Source organism: Sneathia vaginalis (assembly GCF_000973085.1).
GTDB lineage: Bacteria > Fusobacteriota > Fusobacteriia > Fusobacteriales > Leptotrichiaceae > Sneathia > Sneathia vaginalis.
Genome location: NZ_CP011280.1, coordinates 325,475 through 345,022, shown reverse-complemented (window position 1 = coordinate 345,022; position 19,548 = coordinate 325,475). Strand labels below are relative to the sequence as shown.

14 protein-coding genes are annotated in these 19,548 nt (G+C 27.6%); 1 reads left to right on the top strand and 13 read right to left on the bottom strand.

The genetic code is table 11. From position 1 onward, the window contains the following. The first annotated feature begins 76 nt into the window (after positions 1–76). Positions 77–1,210, top strand: coding sequence for an ROK family protein (locus VC03_RS01655; RefSeq protein ID WP_046328378.1), 1,134 nt, complete (start codon positions 77–79; stop codon positions 1,208–1,210). A gap of 77 nt (positions 1,211–1,287) precedes the next feature. On the opposite strand, the gene VC03_RS01650 is transcribed toward VC03_RS01655, so the two are convergent. From VC03_RS01650 to pheT, 13 genes are all read right to left on the bottom strand, one after another. Beyond that, positions 1,288–2,826: an ABC transporter ATP-binding protein gene (locus VC03_RS01650; RefSeq protein ID WP_046328377.1), complete on the bottom strand. Its 1,539-nt coding sequence runs from the start codon at positions 2,824–2,826 to the stop codon at positions 1,288–1,290. Between the two features lie 31 nt (positions 2,827–2,857). Further along, positions 2,858–4,405 (bottom strand): ATP-binding cassette domain-containing protein, encoded by a 1,548-nt coding sequence (locus VC03_RS01645; RefSeq protein ID WP_046328376.1) that lies wholly within the window; start codon positions 4,403–4,405, stop codon positions 2,858–2,860. A 163-nt stretch (positions 4,406–4,568) separates the two neighbouring features. After that, a complete protein-coding gene (locus tag VC03_RS01640; RefSeq protein ID WP_046328375.1) occupies positions 4,569–6,431 on the bottom strand; it encodes a PTS fructose transporter subunit IIABC in 1,863 nt (620 codons plus the stop codon). Beyond that, positions 6,421–7,335, bottom strand: coding sequence for a 1-phosphofructokinase (gene pfkB / locus VC03_RS01635; protein WP_046328374.1), 915 nt, complete (start codon positions 7,333–7,335; stop codon positions 6,421–6,423). The genes VC03_RS01640 and pfkB overlap by 11 nt, the downstream gene beginning before the upstream one ends. Then, complete coding sequence (locus tag VC03_RS01630; RefSeq protein ID WP_046328373.1) at positions 7,313–8,023, bottom strand: DeoR/GlpR family DNA-binding transcription regulator; 711 nt, start codon at positions 8,021–8,023, stop codon at positions 7,313–7,315. Before VC03_RS01630 ends, pfkB begins: the two co-directional genes overlap by 23 nt. Positions 8,024–8,134: 111 nt before the next feature. Next, positions 8,135–9,253 carry a cysteine desulfurase family protein gene (locus VC03_RS01625; protein WP_046328372.1) on the bottom strand — a complete coding sequence of 373 codons (1,119 nt, stop codon included), beginning with the start codon at positions 9,251–9,253 and terminating at the stop codon, positions 8,135–8,137. A gap of 1 nt (position 9,254) precedes the next feature. Then, complete coding sequence (locus VC03_RS01620; RefSeq protein ID WP_046328371.1) at positions 9,255–10,829, bottom strand: glycoside hydrolase family 57 protein; 1,575 nt, start codon at positions 10,827–10,829, stop codon at positions 9,255–9,257. A 22-nt stretch (positions 10,830–10,851) separates the two neighbouring features. After that, positions 10,852–11,544, bottom strand: a complete 693-nt coding sequence (locus tag VC03_RS01615; protein WP_046328370.1) for a Bax inhibitor-1/YccA family protein — start codon at positions 11,542–11,544, stop codon at positions 10,852–10,854. A 16-nt stretch (positions 11,545–11,560) separates the two neighbouring features. Continuing rightward, positions 11,561–13,465: a threonine--tRNA ligase gene (gene thrS / locus VC03_RS01610; RefSeq protein WP_046328369.1), complete on the bottom strand. Its 1,905-nt coding sequence runs from the start codon at positions 13,463–13,465 to the stop codon at positions 11,561–11,563. Between the two features lie 109 nt (positions 13,466–13,574). Continuing rightward, complete coding sequence (gene eno, locus VC03_RS01605) at positions 13,575–14,885, bottom strand: phosphopyruvate hydratase (protein ID WP_046328368.1); 1,311 nt, start codon at positions 14,883–14,885, stop codon at positions 13,575–13,577. Positions 14,886–14,933: 48 nt separating this feature from the next. Next, positions 14,934–16,676, bottom strand: coding sequence for an oligoendopeptidase F (pepF, locus tag VC03_RS01600; protein WP_046328367.1), 1,743 nt, complete (start codon positions 16,674–16,676; stop codon positions 14,934–14,936). Positions 16,677–16,680: 4 nt separating this feature from the next. After that, entirely contained in the window at positions 16,681–17,172 is a 492-nt protein-coding gene (locus VC03_RS01595; protein ID WP_046328366.1) for a hypothetical protein, read from the bottom strand. A gap of 12 nt (positions 17,173–17,184) precedes the next feature. Continuing rightward, a complete protein-coding gene (gene pheT, locus VC03_RS01590) occupies positions 17,185–19,545 on the bottom strand; it encodes a phenylalanine--tRNA ligase subunit beta (RefSeq protein WP_046328365.1) in 2,361 nt (786 codons plus the stop codon). Positions 19,546–19,548 lie beyond the last annotated feature (3 nt).

Sequence of the window (19,548 nt, the reverse complement as noted above, 5' to 3'; positions counted from 1 at the left end):
AAAAACCTTGTATTTAAAGTGAAAATAGTATATTATTAACTTAGTTAATAATTTATAATTTATACTTGGAGGAATTATGAATAAAAAGCTTAATCTAAATGACTACAACGCATTAAATCATATTTTATTATTCAACAATATGAGCCGAACACTATTAGCTTCTGAATTAGAAATTTCTGCACCAGCAGTATTTAAAATAATAAAAAAACTAGTAGCAAAAAATTTAATATTACAGGAAGAAGAAATTTTACCATCAAATGGTGGTAGACCTAGAAGAGGTTTAATTATTAATAAAGATTACAAGAAAATCTTAGGCATATGCTTATCTGAAGATTTCATATCTTTATCTGTTGCATATATTAATGGTGAAGTGATTGAGACAAGAAATAGAAAACGAGCTAATAATTTATTACAAGCAAGATTTATAAAAATGTTAGTTGAAGAAATTGAGTATGTTCTTGAAAAATATGGAAAAGAAAATATAGGTGGTATAGGTATTACTATGCCTGGACTTGTCGACTCAAACAATGGTATTGTAAAAAAATCTAGTATATTTAAAAATTGCAATATAAATATAGCACAGTATATAGAAGACAGTTTTGAAATACCTTGTGTTGCTGATAATGATATACGTGCAATTTTAAAAGCTGAGTCTCTTTTTGGTTCTCTTAAATTAATAGACAACGCACTATTAGTATATATGCATAATAGCATAGGTGCATCCATATTAATCAATAAGAAAATTTATTCAGGGCAAAATTTTGCAGCTGGTCAATTGGGTAAAATATTTAACGATAACAATAATACACTAGGAGCATACTGTAAAAATTCTAATATTATAGAAAAATTTTCTGGACATGAAGAAATAGATATTGATAAACTTGATATTAATGAAGTCCTTTCAAAAGCTGATAAGAATATGAGCCCGTATAAGGAAGTTATGGATAAAGTGTGTGAGCAAATAGGCTTTTCTTTAAGTAATGTAATAAGAATACTAGATATAGGCAAAATAGTACTTGCAGGCGATGTATTTGTAAATCACCCTTTTATGAAGGACACAATAACTAAATATGTAAAAGGAAATATAGATAAAGAAATATTTGAAAATACAACCATTGAAAATTCTCTTTTACCAACAAATATTGAAGCACTAGGTGCTTTAGCTATTGTAATTGGTAATTTGTTTGATGGGAAAAAATTAATAAGATAAGGGCTATTGCAAATTTAAAACGTAGTAGGCAACTTAAAAAAGTGTCAAATAATTTTGGCACTTTTTTTGTAAAAAATTTAATTGATATCCCCTAATTCTATTATATGATCAAATTTATCTATAAAACTTCTATCTGTGTCATGAGAAATAACTAAAATTATCTTATTTTTTAATGAGAATATTTTATCAATAACTTTTTGTTTACTTTTATAATCTAAAAAATTAGTAGGTTCGTCAAAAATATATACATCGGCTTCTCTTATAAAAGCTCTCGCTAAATTTATTTTTTGTTTTTCTCCACCTGATAATTCTACTATATCATTTATATTCGTCTTTATTTCTAATTCTTTTATTATTTCAGATACTTCAAAATCATCAAATAATTTAATGTTTTCAGATACACCTACATCAAAAATATAATCATTTTGTGATACATAAATAATTTTATCTAAAATATTTTTTTGTGATAAGTCCTTTATATTCTTATTATTAATAAATATTTCTCCATAATAATTGTTATTTCTTTTCAATAAACTTTTTATTAATATAGTTTTACCTGTTCCACTTGCACCACGAATTAAATATCTATTTCCTTTTTTAAAACTATAATTAAAATTTTTATATAATATTTTATTATCAAACTTTACACTAAAGTTTTTAAACTCTATGTCTCCATCTATATTTTCAAGATTATTTAATTCATTAATTTTTAAAATATTATCAATTTTTTCTATTATTTTTTTTGTGGATTTTATTTTAACAAAATTACTATTTAATGAAGAAATTGGAAGCACTATATAATTTAATAACTGTGTAGTTGTTATCATAGTACCTATCTCTATTTTTCCTAAATAAATATAATATGCTCCTATTATCATACAAAACATTTGAGACACCATTACTAAAGTTGTTGAAAATAGACTGACATTACTATCCCAATTTTTATTTTCTTCTTTTGAAAGTTCAAAGTCTTTATCAATTTTTAGTAATCGTAAAATGAAATTATTTCTTTTATCAAATTGAATTATTACATCATTACCAAAAAGATAATTTTTCAATTCTTTTGTGAATAAAAAATTATTTTTACTCATTTTTGATTTTTTTAAAGAAAGTTTCTTTTTTAAAAATGGTAAAAAAAATGTCGTTGGAATTGTTATAATTATAAATAATATAAAAATCTCAAAATTTAGTGCTAAAATCGCAATACATGATATAACTATCTTTATAATTATAGATATAAATAATACAATCCCTTCAAAATAATCTTTCTTTAATATTTCTATATCAGCATTAATAATAGAAAAATAATTATCTACATCCTTATTGTTTTCTATTTTTAATATCTTTTTATAAATTTCATTTTTTAAATTTAATATAGCATAAGATGAAAATCTTCCTCTAAAAAATATTGTAATCCCCTGAAAAAAATTTGAAATAACTATTGATAATAATGTTATTAAAGCCCAAATAATAACAATATTTAATTCTTTTTTTAATGATGCATTTGTAAAAAAACCCATAGAATACGATACTAATATATTAAAAACAGAGCTCAAAAAATAAAAAAGTACACTAATTAATAAATATTTTTTATTTTTCATTATATACTTGATCATCTTTTTACCTCCAATATATGTATATTTTTTATTATATTTTTATAATCATATCAAATTTTCTACTATCTTCTTCATCTAAATGATGTGATATTACTATTACCGTCTTATCTTCTTTACTTAGTAATATATCCTCTATTTCTTTGCTCGTCTTCTTATCCACAGCTGATGTTGCTTCATCTAATATTATCGTATTAGTATTTCTTAATAAGGCTCTTGCTAACGATATTCTTTGCTTTTCTCCTCCAGATAATTCATTACAATTACTTTCTAATTTATCATTTTTAGTACAAATATTTTCATACACCTTTGCTTCTTTTAATGCCTTTTCTATACTATCTTCTGTATATTCATATCCTAAAGTTAAATTCTCCCTAATACTTAAATTAAACATATATACTTCTTGGCTTACATATGAAATTTCTTTTGAGAAATCTAAATCTCTTTTATTATCAAGTATTTGGTCATCTACGTATATATATCCTTCTGTAGGTTTTAATATACCTAAAATTAACTTCAATATTGTAGACTTACCACTTCCACTTTTACCTACTATTGCATATTTCTTATTCTTTTCAAAAAGCATATTGCATTTTTTTAATATTTCTTTTTCTCCATATTTAAATGACACATCTTTTATTTCTATCTTATGTTTCATATTTGGATAAAGTATTAATTCATTTTTTTCATATTTTTCTAATTTTGATTTTAAATCCTTAGAAAATTTAATTTGTATATATATATCTGCTAATTTCATACCAGCATCTAAAAAAGTAGAAAGGATAAATGGTGTAACTAATACATTACCAGCACTTATTTTATTTATATATATCAAATAAATTGTAACTACAAACATAACTAATTCTAAAAAACCTTTAGTCCCTGCAAATGACAAATCAGAAAATGCTGTTAAGCATTTTATATTATACATTTGAGTTTCTATCTTGTCTTGTTCTTTATATACCATTTGTTTATAGAAATCTTTTCTATTAAAATAACTTAATATATTTAAGCCCTCCAAGAAATTGCTTATAGTACTATTGTATTCTTGAAGCATTATTGCATATCTTTGATAGTATTTACCTATTTTATCTCCAAATATTTTACCTGTAAAATACAATATTATTAGAAATAAAATAGAAGTAATAGCTAAAATATAATTAATATAATATAAAAAACCTATTGAAAATATTGTAAATAAAACTTGGTTAAATACCTCTATATAATTTTGAAAAATATATGAACTAACCAAAGGTAAATCATTTGTATACCATGAAATATATGATGATGCATCAGAAAATTCTTTATATGGTAAATTGCATATTTTTTTACTAATATTACTACTCAAATTTAAATTCCACTCTTTTATTATTCTAGCATTATTTAATTTTAGTATAAGTTTAAATATTTCTAAAAATATCATAGATACAAACAAAATTAAAAGTGCTTTAAATATCCTGTTATCTTTTTGTATAAGATAATCAAAGATATTTTTTCTTAAATATATGACAAAAATAGTGAAAAATGATAATATAACTGATAATGTAATGCTAAATACAAGTTTTGTATTAATTTTTATCATAGTAACCTCACTCTTTATATTTTTCGTATATTATATCATTAAAATAATATAAAGTAAAATATATTATATATTGTACAAAAAAATCTCCCGAAAATTTTGAGAGATTTTTTTATAGGAGCTTAACAAAATGAAAAATTAGTCACTTTGCAACAACTCTCTTTTTTTATTTCTTCTTTAATATACCTAATATAACTGCTGATACTATACTTCCTACTAATACTGCTAAAATATATAGTAAAATATTTGTAGATAAGAACATTACTAAAATTCCACCATGTGGTGCAGGTATTTTAATGTTAAAGAACATTGTTATTGCTCCAGCAATTGCTGACCCTATAACACAAGCTGGTATTACTCTTAATGGATTTGCTGCTGCAAATGGTATTGCACCTTCTGTAATAAATGATAATCCCATTATATAGTTTGATATTCCTGCTTGTCTTTCTTCTTTTGAATACTTTTCTTTAAATATAGTAGTTGCTATTGCTAATGCTAATGGAGGAACCATACCACCTGCCATTACAGCAGCCATAGCTGAACTTCCACCTGTTGCAATTGTAGCTTCTAGAGTACCAGTACCAAATACATATGCTGCCTTATTAATAGGACCACCCATATCTACTGCCATCATTCCACCAACTATTAAACCTAGTATAATTCTTGAACCTGAATTCATATTATTTAAGAAGTCTATCATCGCTTTGTTTATAACACTAACTATTGGGTTTAGTATAAATGTCATAGCTAGACCTGTAATTAATACACTGACTACTGGTATTACAAGGATTAAATATATACCTCTGAATTTTTCAGACACCTTGTTTATTCCATTATTTAACCAACTAACAATTAAACCTGCAAATAGTCCACCAACTAATGCTCCTAGGAATCCTGAACCACCACTTACTGCTAATGCACCTGCTACAAGTCCTGCTGTTAATGCTGATTTTTGACCCATGCTATATGCAACATAACCTGCTAGTATAGGAACAAATAATCCAAATGCTGTTCCCCCTATTTCTTTTAATGTCTTAGCTACAATATTAACTGATCCAAAATTAGAACCTGCATTACCATTTCCTGTTAATGTATCAACTAAAAATGCTAATGCTATTAATATACCACCACTTACAACTAGAGGTAACATATATGAAACACCACTCATTAAGTGCTTATACAAATTACTACTTTCTGATAATTTGCTATTTGAATTTTCCTTTATTTCAGCCTTAAATTCTGCAATTTCACCTTTTCCATCTAAAATATCTTGTATTAATTTCTTTGAATTACTAATACCTTCTTTAGCACCAACTTTAATAACTCTGTAACCATTAAATCTAGATTCGTCAACAGACTTATTAATCGCTAATATTATACCTTTCGCTCTTTTTAAATCTTCTTTAGTAATTTCATTTTTTCTTCCATCTGTTCCATTTGTTTCAACTTTAATTTCTACACCCATTTCATTGGCTGCCTTTATTAACGCATCTCTTGCCATAAATGTATGTGCTATTCCTGTTGGACAAGCTGTAACTGCTACTACATATCCCTTATTTTTTTCTACACTTACTTCTTTTTCTTCTTCATGTATATTTTTTAATACTTCTTCAAAATTATCAGCATTTAATATATTATTAATTCTTCCTTCATCTTCAATTAAACCTGCTAATTTTGCTAGTACATCTATATGTAAGTTAGGATTATCTACTGGTACAGCTATTAAGAAGAATAGCTTACTTTTTTCTTCTTCACCATCACTAAAATCTACACCATCATGGCTAATACCTACTACTACACTAGCTTTTTTTACAACAGAGCTTTTTGCATGTGGTGTTGCTACTCCACCTTCAAAAGCTGTATGTGCTACTTCTTCTCTTTTTAATACTTCTTTTAAGAATTCTTCTTTTGAAGTAATACAATCATTTTCATATAGCTTATCAACCATTTTTTCTATAACATCTTTTTTATCTGCCGACCCTAATTCTGGTATGAATAGCTTTTTGTTAAATAATGCGTCAATCTTCATAAATTTCTTCCTCACATTCTATATTTTTTATTAATTCATTTATTTTATCCTTCTTACCTATTCCATAAGAATATGCTGTTGCACTACCACAAGCAACTGCTAATTTCAAGATTTCTTTATCTTCTAAATTTTCTGTATATCCTTTTAAAAATCCTGAAACTGTTGAATCTCCTGCACCTATTGTATTTATCATTTCACCACTTGGTACATTTGCACTAAACATTCTACCTTTTTTTACTAATAAAGCACCTTTTTCTCCCATAGAAACTAGAATGTATTTTACACCCTTATCAAAGAATATCTTACAAGCATCATATACTTCTCTATGTGTATTTAATTTCTTATTAAACGCTTGTTCTAATTCTTTGATATTAGGTTTAATTAAAAGATTATTCCATATATTTTCTATTAACAAGTCTCCCCTTGTATCTAATACTACTTGTGCTTTTGTACTTTGTGCCATTTTTTTATACGCATCTTTTTCCATACAACCTGGAATAGATCCTGATAATACTAAAATATCCTCAGTTTTCAATCTCTTTATTTTCAAAAGAAGTTCTTCATAATTCTCTCTAGTTATTTCTGGTGAAATTCCAGCTATTTCTGTTTCTACTTCTTCACTTTTTAACTTAATATTTATTCTTGTATTACCTTTTACACTTATGAAATCACTCATAATATTTTGGGCATTTAAATCTTTTAATATATATTCGCCTGTAAATCCTGCTATATATCCTAATGCTATCGATCTTTCATTTATATTATTTAGCATTATAGACACATTAATACCTTTACCACCTGCTCTAAACTCTACTTTATTAGAATCATTTAGCTCTCCTAATTGTATCTTGTTTGTATAAATATCATAATCCAATGCTGGATTAAGCGTTACTGTGTATATCATTATCCTCCCCTATATATATGCATTTATCATACTCAGAAAATCTAACATTTGAAATCTTATCACACTTAGATTTTTCTGCAAGAACAAATGCTACTTTTGAACTCTCTATAACTGCTCTTTTAATTTCTGCTTCATCTGGATCTGGAGTCATATATCCTAATTCTTCATTAATTGCATTAGCACCCATAAAACAATAATCAAATCTGTATCTCTTTATTTGCTTAATAGCTTCTGGACTGACTATAGCTCTTGTTGTAGGTTTGACTCTACCTCCTACCAAAATTGTCTCCACCTTATTATCTATCAATTTAGGCAAGTGCATAATACCATTTGTAACAACACGTATATCTAAATTTTTTAAATATGGTATTAATTCATTAACTGTAGTCCCTGAATCTAAAAATATGAAACTACCTCTTTTCAAGAATTTTGCAGCCCTTTTAGCAATTTTTCTTTTTTTAGAAATATTTTTTACTTGTCTATATGAAATATCTATATCATATTTAAATTCATTTAGTTCTACACCCTTTGAAATACGTGTAACTAAATTAAAACTTTCTAAATTTTCACAATCACGCCTGATTGTAGCATATGATGTATTAAGCTTTTTTGCTAAGTCTGTGAAACTTATTTTACCCTTTTCCCTAAGTATATCAAGAATTTTATCTTGTCTTTGCTTAGATAACATTACCATCACCTCAATATATTATATTACATAAAATGAAAAAAATGAAGAAAGAAATTGAAAAAAATGAAAATTTTTTTCAAAATAAGGTAAAATAAAATAAGGAATATAGCATTATGCTACACTCCTTATCATTCCCAATACTATGTTTAATTGAGTTATGAACTCATCTATATCTTCTTTAGTGTTATACCTTCCAAAACTAAGACGTATAACTCCACTAGAATACTTATCTTCAAGTCCTATTGCCTTTATTACACTACTAGGACCTTTCTTTACAGAACACGCTGAACCCGTAGATACATATATGTTCATGCTTGATAAGTAATTCATTATTATCTCTCCCCTTGCTCCAATAAATGAAACATTTAAAAGACCAGGGCTTGAAAATTCTGGAGAATTTATTCTAATATTAGGTATTTCTTTTAATCTTTCTAAAGTATATTCCTTTATTTCTCTTAGGTGTTCAATATCTAGATCATCTAACAGACTAATAGCTTTTAAAAAGCCTAGAACTTGTTCATTCGCTAATGTTCTTGGTACAAATGCATTTTCACTATTTGAGCCATAAACAACAGGTTGTAACTTTATTTTTTTTGATATGTATATAGCTCCAACACCTTTAGGTCCATATATTTTATGAGAGCTAAAACTAACTGCATCAACAGGTATTTTACTAAAATCTACCTTTACATGACCTAAGCCTTGCACAAAATCTGTATGAAAAACTATATCCTTATTTTTCTCCTTTGTAATTCTACATAATTTTGGTATATCTTGTATAGTTCCTAATTCACTATTAACATAGGCAATAGTAACTAGTATTGTATCTTCATTTAGTAGTTCTTTTAGAGAATTCTCATCTACTCTACCATATTCATCAACTTTCAAATAACAAACATCAAATCCCTTTAAGCTTTCTAATGTTTTAATAATTGACGGATGTTCTATGGGTGTTGATATTATTCTTCCCTTTTTAAATTTGTTGCAAACAGCTTTAATTAATATATTATTAGCTTCTCCACCACCTGCTGTGAAATATATACTATCTTTAGGCAGTCCTAACTTTTCAAAAACTTTCTTATTCTCATTTATTTTTTTTGCTACACTTAAGCCTAAATTATGTATAGAATCTGCATTTGCATAGCTATGTTCCATACAATCTACCATATAGTTTACAACTTCTTTTCTAGCTTTAGTAGTTGCAGCATTATCTAAATAAATTTCTTTCATTTTATCCTCTATAAATTCTATAATCTATATTTCTAAATATATTATCTCTACTTTCAATTTCTCTTAACCATTCTTCATCTACACTATGGTGTTTTATATCTTCATATAGTTTGAACAGTCTATTTGTGTGGTCTGATATCTTCTTATGTGCATATCCTACCATTGTTCCTGTGAACATTATAAACGGCCAGCATGATGTTTGTGCCATCATTAATTCTCTTGCCATTTGATTCATTGCACGTCTTTCTACATCATTCATTGGTTCATATGTAGCAATTTCTAACATCTTTTCGGCAGCCTTATGCAAATGACGATAAATATAGTCATTTGATCCGTCTACCCAAACATCAAAGTATCCATTAGCTCCCCAACTTGACATACTAACATTTACAACTTGATTCATAGGATACTTATCTAAGTATTGACTAGGTGTTATGCTCTTAAAGTTTGAAATTTGCATAGCACGGAATACATATTCCAAGAATATTGGACCTTCATACCACCAGTGACCATAAAGTTCTGCATCATATGGTGATATTACTATTGGTTTTCTATGTTTCATTTTTGATGCTAAATATTCTAATTGTTTTGATCTATTAAATACAAAGTCATATGCATGTTGTTTTGCCTTGTTATACGCTGCTTCTGGGTCATATATTGCCTTATATGTACCTTTCTTATCTGTTATTGCAAAATACTTTATACCTATATTTCTTCTTACACCATCACTATGTAAGTATGGTTTAATATAGTCATAGTCTAATTCATAACCTGCATCTTTATGAAATTCTCTATAAGTTCCATCACCTGGATATCCTATTTCAGAACTCCATACTTGTTCTGATGATTCAAGGTCTCTTGCAAAAGCTGCAATACCATTTTCTGTATAAACTGGTGCATAAACTCCATATATTGGTCTTGGGTCTGCATGCATTATACCATGTGCATCAACTAAGAAGTATCTTATTCCATTTTCAGCAAGATACTTATCTTGTCCTGGATAATATGCACATTCAGCAAGCCATATACCCTTAGGTTCTCTTCCAAAATGTTCCATGTAATCTATTTTTGCTTGTAAAACTTGAGCATTTGCAACCTTATCATAATCTTTCATCATAGGAAGCATACCGTGTGTTGCTGTAACTGGTATAATTTCTAAATGCCCTAGATCTTGGAAATATCTAAATTTTGATACTAAGTCTCTATTGCAATCTAAGAAATATTGTCTTGCATTTCTGTATGTATCATAATTATGTCTTGCTACTTTTAAAAATGCTGGTTGATCTTTTAATCTATCTAATTCTTTTTCGCATAATTCCACCATTTTGTCCATATGACGTAAATATCTACTCATTAATAGATCATCTTTTAACATATTTGCTAATGTTCCAGACATAGTTAATGTTATATTAAATTCAACATTATCTCTATGTAATCTTTCAAACATCATTAAGAACGGAATATATGTTTCCGTAATTGCTTCATATAACCAATCTTCTTCCAAAAACTCTTTGTATTCTGGATGACGTACGTATGGTAAATGTGCATGTAATACTAAACTGAAATATCCTTCCATTAGTTAATCCCACCTTTATATATTAATCTTTTCTTCTTCCAAATATTCTAATAAGGTATATAAATAGGTTTATAAAATCAAGGTATAGTGATAATGCTCCAATTATTTCTACCCTATCTAACAAATCTAATTGACCTTGATACGAAAGTGATATAATAGTATTTTTTATTCTTTGTGTATCATATGCTGTATAAATTACAAATACTACTACTGCTAGTGCTGATAATAGTAAATCAAGTGTATTACTTCCTATAAACATATTAATTACAGACATTATTATTATTGAAATTAATCCAACAAATAAGAAACTTGTATAACTTTGTAAGTTACTTTTTGTTGTATATCCATAAATTGTTAGGACTAAAAACAATACTATTGTTCCTGATAATACACTTATAACACTTCCTAATGTATAATATTCTGCAATAAATGATAATATAACACCTGTTGATATTGAATATATTACAAACATTACTCTTAATATAGTAGCATTCGCCTTATAAATAAACAAACTCATACTTAAAGGAAGTACAAATTGTAATATTAAAAATAATGGTAATAGGGTATAACTAGTACTTCTTACTGCTTCATTTGTAACTGTAAAATAGCCTGTTAAGAATGTAACAATTAAAGCTATACTCATATATAAAAAACTACCTTTAATTTTTTTATCAACTATATTTCTTATCTCATGTTGATCTATATCGTAATACATAATATCCCCTCTTATACTAAAATTCTGGTTCTACTTCTTTACTTAACATAGAAATAAAGTCTTCAATACCCATAGTTTGTGTTTCTGTTTGACCATGTCTTCTAACATTAACACTGTTTGTTTCACATTCTTTTTTCCCAATTACTAATTGAATAGGTACTTTTTCAACAAAATTAGCTTCTCTAATCTTGTAACCTATCTTTTCGTTTCTTACATCTAATTCTGCCTTAAATCCTAAATCTATTAATTTGTTATATAAGTTTGTACAGAATTCTTTTTGTTCTTCTGAAATTGACATTATTTTAACTTGTACTGGTGCTAACCATACTGGGAATGCTCCTGCATAGTGTTCAATTAATACACCCATAAATCTTTCTAAACTTCCATATAAAGCTCTATGTAACATTACAGGTCTATGTTTTTCACCATCTGCACCTATATATGTTGCATCAAATCTTTCTGGTAGGTTAAAGTCTAATTGTATTGTACCAGTTTGCCAAATTCTACCTAATGAATCCTTCATCTTAAAGTCTATCTTAGGACCATAAAATGCTCCATCACCAGGATTTAATTTAAATTCTTTACCTGCAGCTTTTAATGCTCTTTCTAAGGCACTTTCTGCTGTTTGCCATAGTGCATCATCACCTATTGCTTTTTCAGGCTTAGTTGATAATTCAATATTATATTCAAATCCAAATAGCTTATAATATCTATCATACAGACTTATTATTTCTTTAATTTGATCTTCTATTTGATCTTTTGTACAGAATATATGTGTATCATCTTGAGTGAATGCTCTTACTCTCATTAAACCATGTAATGCTCCTGAGAATTCATGTCTATGTACATGTCCCATTTCAGCTAATTTTAATGGTAAATCCTTATATGATCTTAATTCACTCTTGTATGTTAATAACCCTCCTGGGCAATTCATAGGTTTAATAGCGAATATTTTTTCATCTATTTCAGATGTATACATATTTTCTTTGTAATTCTTCCAGTGTCCAGAAATTTCCCATAATTCTTTATCAAGCATATTAGGTGTTCTAATTTCCTTATAACCTGCCTTTATATGTTCTTTTCTCCATAGGTCTTGTAATCTTAAGAATAAAGTCATACCTTTAGGTAAAAAGAATGGGAATCCAGGACCATGTTCATCTAGGAAGAATAATCCTAATTGTTTTCCTAATTTTCTATGGTCTCTTTTTTCTGCTTCAGCTAACATATTTAAATATGCATCTAATTCAGCTTTTGTAGGGAAGGCTACACCATATATTCTTTGTAGCATCTTATTTTCTGATTTACCTCTCCAATATGCACCAGCTTTACTCATTAGTTTAAATGCCTTAACATATCCTGTTGAAGGTAAATGTGTACCTCTACATAAATCGAAAAATTCACCTTGTGTATATGCACTAGCTTCATCAGAATCTAGTCCTTTTAATATTTCTACCTTATATATTTCTCCTTCTTTTTCATACTTTTCTATTAATTCATTTACACTAAACATATGTCTTACAAACTTATAATCTTCCTTGATAATCTTATGCATTTCTTTTTCTATAGCTTGTATATCTTCATCTGTAAATGGCTTTTCAGGATCAAAATCATAGTAAAATCCATTTTCAATTACTGGACCTATTGCTAATTTTGTATTAGGGTATAATCTTTTTACAGCTTGTGCCATAATATGTGTTGTACTGTGTCTTAAGATATTAATTCCTAATTCACTATCTAACGTGATTAATTTCAGTTCTCCAGCTTCTTTTAAGGTGTAAGATACATCCACTTGCACGCCATTAAATATTGCTCCTACTGTTTTTTTAGATAAGCTAATAGAAAGGTTTTTAGCAAAATCTAAAACAGTAAGTTCCTGCTCACATTTTCTCACACTACCATCTGGTAACTTAATTTCAAACATTCTAGTCCCTCCGTATTCATTTTAATATTAAAATTATACCATAAAAAATTAATTTTTTCTATAAAAAAAGCAGAACAACCTATTAGTTGTTCTTGCTTAATATAAATTACTATTTAATTACATATATAGCTTTTAATCCTTTGTAGATAGCTTGTCCTGCTAAATCGTCTTCAATTCTTAATAATTGATTGTATTTAGCTATTCTATCAGTTCTTGAAGCTGAACCTGTCTTAATTTGTCCTGCGTTAGTTGCAACTGCAACGTCTGCTATAGTATCATCTTCAGTTTCTCCTGATCTGTGTGAAACAACTGCAGTGTATCCTGCTTTCTTAGCCATTTCTATTGCATCTAGAGTTTCTGTTAATGTTCCTATTTGATTTAATTTAATTAAGATTGCGTTAGCAACACCTTTTTCTATACCTTTAGCTAATCTTTCAGTATTAGTTACGAATAAGTCGTCACCAACTATTTGTAATTTCTTACCTAATTTATCAGTCATTAGCTTGAATCCTTCCCAGTCATCTTCAGCTAATCCATCTTCGATTGAAACTATTGGATATTCTTTACATAATTCTTCGAACCATGCAACCATTTCTTCAGCAGTCTTTTCTCCACCTTCTCTTTTGAATACATACTTCTTAGTCTTTGTATCATAGAATTCTGATGAAGCAACGTCTAATGCGAAAGTAATATCTTTTCCTAGTTTGTATCCAGCATCTTTAACAGCTTTAGATATAATATCTAATGCTCCCTTAGTTCCATTTATCTTAGAAGGTGCATATCCTCCTTCATTTCCTACATTTGTAGAATCTCCATTAGCTTTTAATAATTTACCTAAGTGATGGAATACTTCAGCACCCATTCTTAAAGCTTCTTTATAAGTTTTTGCTCCAACTGGTTGTATCATGAATTCTTGAACATCTACTGCTGAATCAGCATGTGCACCACCATTTAATATGTTCATCATAGGTACTGGTAATTCTTTAGCATTAACCCCACCTAAGTATCTATATAATGGTAATCCTAATTGGTTTGCAGCTGCTTTAGCTACTGCTAATGAAACACCTAAAATTGCATTAGCTCCTAATTTAGCTTTGTTTGGAGTTCCATCTAATTTGATCATAGCTTCGTCTATTGCAACTTGGTCAAGTGCATCCATTCCGATTACATTTTCAGCTATTATTGTGTTTACATTTTCAACAGCTTTTAATGTCCCTTTACCTAAGTATCTGCTCTTATCTCCATCTCTTAATTCAACAGCTTCGTGAACACCTGTTGATGCTCCTGATGGAACTGAAGCTCTACCCATTGCTCCACCTTCAAGGTAAACTTCTACTTCAACTGTAGGATTTCCTCTTGAGTCAAGGATTTCTCTTGCATAAATGTCTTCAATAACTGTTTGGTATTTAATATTACTCATTTGTGTAATCCACCTTTCTTAATTTTTCTTATTCATTATAACATAGTATCACAATGTTTTCAATACCTCTAATTTGTTAGAAAACTCTTCCAACGCTTTATTTATTACTGTTCCGTTTAAAATATCAACACCTGCATCTTTTAATATTTCAAGTGGGAATTTTGAACATCCTGCTTTTAGATAGTTTATATATCTTTCTACAGCTTCTTTTCCACCATTTAATATACTATTTGCAAAATATACAGCACAACTAAATCCTGTTGCATATTGATATACATAGAAGAAATAGTAGAAATGTGGTATTCTTGCCCATTCATATGATATCATATCATCTGTTATTACATTATTACCATAATATTTTTCGTTTATTTTCTTGTAACTATCACATAATCTTTTAGCTGTTAGAGCTTCACCATTCTTATCTAATTTATGTATTTCTTGTTCAAATTCTGCAAACTGTGTTTGTCTAAATACTGTTCCCTTATATCCATCTAAGTGATCATTTAATATGCAGATTAATGCTTCCTTATTATCTTTATACTTTTCTAATAGATAATTAGTTAAAAGATTTTCATTAGTTGTTGATGCAATTTCTGCTAAAAATAGCTTATATGATGAATTAATATATGTTTGATTATGTCTTGAGTAATATGAATGTATACTATGCCCTATTTCATGTGCTAATGTAAATAGTGAAGATAAATTATCCTTCCATGTCATTAGTATATATGGCTTAGTTTCATATCCTCCACTAGAATATGCTCCACCCATCTTGTTATCATTAACTGTAAAGTCTATCCAATGTTCATCAAAACACTTCTTTAAGATATTTAAATAATCTTGTCCTAAAGGTTTTAATGCTTCAAACATAATTTCTTTAGCTTCTTCTATAGTATAGCTTACATCAAAATTCTTTGCTGTTGAGACATACAAGTCATACATATTAAGTCTATCTAAACCTAGTATATTCTTTCTGTATTCCATATATTCATGTAGTCTATATAGATTCTTATTAACAGTTTCTACTAAATTATCATAAACCTTTTCATCTATATTATCTTGAAGCATTGATTGTTGTCTTGCACTATCATATTTTAACAATTTTGCGTTTAAATTATTCATTTTTACATTTGTAGATAAAATGTTTGCATATGTATTACTGAATTGTTTGTATCCTTCATAAAGATTTTCATAAGCAATACGTCTTTTTTCTCTATCTTTTGATTCTAAAAAGACTGTAAAATTCTTATCATTTAAATTTTCTCCCATTACATCTTTAAAAGTGATGTCAGTATCATTTAATGATGTAAATATATTATATGGTGCTTGTGATATTTCAGAAAAACTTGCTAATATTTTTTCTTCTTTTTCACTTAATACATGAGAGAATCTTAAAAATACTTCTTTAAAATGTTGTCTATATTCTTTTAATTCATCATCTTTTAGATATTCTTCTATCTTATCTTTATTATCCTTCATTTCAGTTACAATGAATGAACAATATTCATAATATTTTGCATATAATGATTGTATCTTAGAAAACATTTCTTGATACTTTGAAACACTTGTATCTGCATCATGATTTAAATGTGCATACATGTATAGTTTTTCAACTTTTAAATCTATTATTTCCTTTTCTTTTAAAAATTGTTTAAATCCTTCTAAACTCTTTGTAATTTTACCTTCATATTTTTTTATATCTTTAATTACTTCCTTTGCTTCATCAAAGCTTTCATTCCATAATTTGTCTGTTTTAAAAATATAGGTTAAATCCCACTTGTTATTTTCCATTTACTTACTCCGTTACTAATAATATATTATTTGATCCTATTACAATATCTTTTACTACAACATGATTTTCTCTAAAGTCATGTAGTTCTTTTAATTCTAATGTGTTGACTACAATACTAGAGACTGCTTGTCTAACAGTTGAATCTGGTATTAGATTATTATTTGTCTTTATTGAAAGTAATTCTGGTGATTTTATAAACAACTTATTATCCACTACTTCTAATTCATATTTTATCTTCACAATACCTTCAACATTAGCTAAAGCTCCACCTAGTATCTTACAACTATAGTTTATATCTGAATAAATGTATCCATTTTTAACCATAGTATTATTATTTCTTAACCTTACATTACCAACTATTGCATTTGCAGAAACATTAATTTTCTTAGTTGCAAATGTATTTATTTCTCCATTTGATAAATATACCTTTCTAGGCCCCATTGAACATGCCATAATAGACAATATCAACACTAAACTAGATAATATTTTTTTCATACTATTCACCTTCTATCTTACGCTTGCACCATATTGGTTTATTACCTTATTTTTTATCTTTTCTATTACTTTATTTATTTCATTTTCTGATAAAGTCTTTTCATTATCTATCATATATATTTTTATAGCAAAGCTCTTATATCCACTGCTTACACCTATTCCCTTATATACATCGAATAATTCAACTTTTTTAACTAACTTATCTATTTTTTCGATAGATTTAATAACATTACCTACCATAGTATCTTCTGTTACAGCAAATGCAATATCTCTTGTAACTAATTGATACTTACTTAGTGTATTGTATTTAAAGTTTTTACTTATATATTTCTTCATTTCATCTAAGTTTAGTTCACAGTATATAGTAGACTTACCTTCTAAATTGAATGTTTCTTCTAGGTCTGGATGTATTTGTCCAAATGAACCTAAAAGATTTTTACCTACATAAATATCTGCTGATCTTCCACCATGTAAGCTCTTATTTTCACTTCTTGTAATTGTATATGACTTTATATTTAATCTAGTAAATAGTTCTTCTACTATTCCCTTCATATCATAAAAATCATATTGTGTTTCAGCGTTATATATATCCTTTTGTTTTGTACCAGATAATATTATACCTATTTTTGTAAGTTCTTTTCCTTCAACAAAGGCTCTACCTACTTCAAAGAAATGTATTCTTTGCACACTTCTATTAAAGTTATCTACTGCATTTTTTATTAAACTATACATAAATGTAGGTCTCATTACTGCAAAGTCTTCAGTTATTGGATTTGAAATTTCTATTAAATCCTTTTCATCACATTTTATTTGTCCAAATGCTACTTTAGGTATGAAGCTATAGTTTATTACTTCTCTTAATCCTAATGATGCTAGTATTAATTTTACATCACAATTTAATTTTGTATTATCCATTAATAGATCTTTTTTAATATCTAACTTAGGTAATATATTTTCTATATTATCAAAACCATACATTCTTATTACTTCTTCATAATAGTCTTGTGGGACTAATAAGTCAGATCTAAAGCATGGAGGTGTTAATACTAATTGTTCACCCTTATCTTCTACCTTTATTTCAAGCTTTTTAAATATATCTAAAACTTTATCCTTTGGAACTACTTTACCAATAAACTTAGCTAATTTTGATAATTCTAAAGTTGATGTAGGTAATTCTGGCTTATGAGTATAATCTTCTACATAGCCTTTTTGTAAGTTGCCCCCAGCTAATTGTTCTACTAATTGTGCTATTCTTCTTGAAGCATTATCAAGTGATATTGTATCTACCCATCTTTCGAATCTATATGATGATTCTGTGAAGATAGCATGACGTCTTGAACTTCTTCTAACCATTATATTTTCAAAATGTGCTGTTTCAATTAATATATTTTTTGTTTCTGATGTCACACTAGTATCTAAACCACCCATAACACCTGCTAGGCAAACTGGCTTATCATTTGAAGTTACAACTATATCTTCATTTGTTAGGTCAATTTCTTTTCCATCTAAACAAACAAAATGTTCTTTATCGTTTGCTCTTCTAATTTCTAGACTACTTGCTAATTTATCTAAATCATATATATGATTAGGTTGTCCTAGTTCTAACATTACATAATTTGATATATCCACTATATTATTAATACTCTTAATTCCTAATACTTCAAGTCTATCTTTTAACCACTCAGGACTTTCTTTAACTTGTATTCCTTTGATTATTCTAACTAAATATCTATTTGATAATGTAGGATCTTGAATCTTCACCTTATAGTCTATATCTTCACTACATTCATTTATACTAATTTGTGGTTTTTTAAGTTCTATGTTGTAGTAAGCACTCAATTCTCTTGCTATACCTAAATATGATAAGCAATCAGGTCTATTAGGAGTAATTTCTAATTCAAATACTGTATCACTCTTACCGAAATATTCACTTAAAGGTACACCTAATTTTGTGTCTTGAGGAAGTATTATTATCCCATCAGATTCTTCACCTAACTTTAATTCTTTCATAGAACATAGCATACCGTAAGATTCAATTCCTCTTATCTTACCCTTCTTTATTTCAAAATCTTCATCTAATTTTGTACCTATTTTAGCAAGACATACTATATCTCCTAATTTATGATTAGGTGCTCCGCATATTACTTGTAATATTTCATCACCAGTATCTACTTTGCATAAAGTTAAGTGATCTGAATTTTCTACTTTACTGTATTCTACAATTTTTGCAGTTACTACTGTTTTTAAGTAATCGTATTTAACTTCAATTTTTTCTACTTCTTGTCCTATCATGGTTAAAGCGTTTTCTAATTCGCTAGTACTCTTATCCTTTATATCTACATATTCATTTAACCAATTTAATGAAATTAACATTTT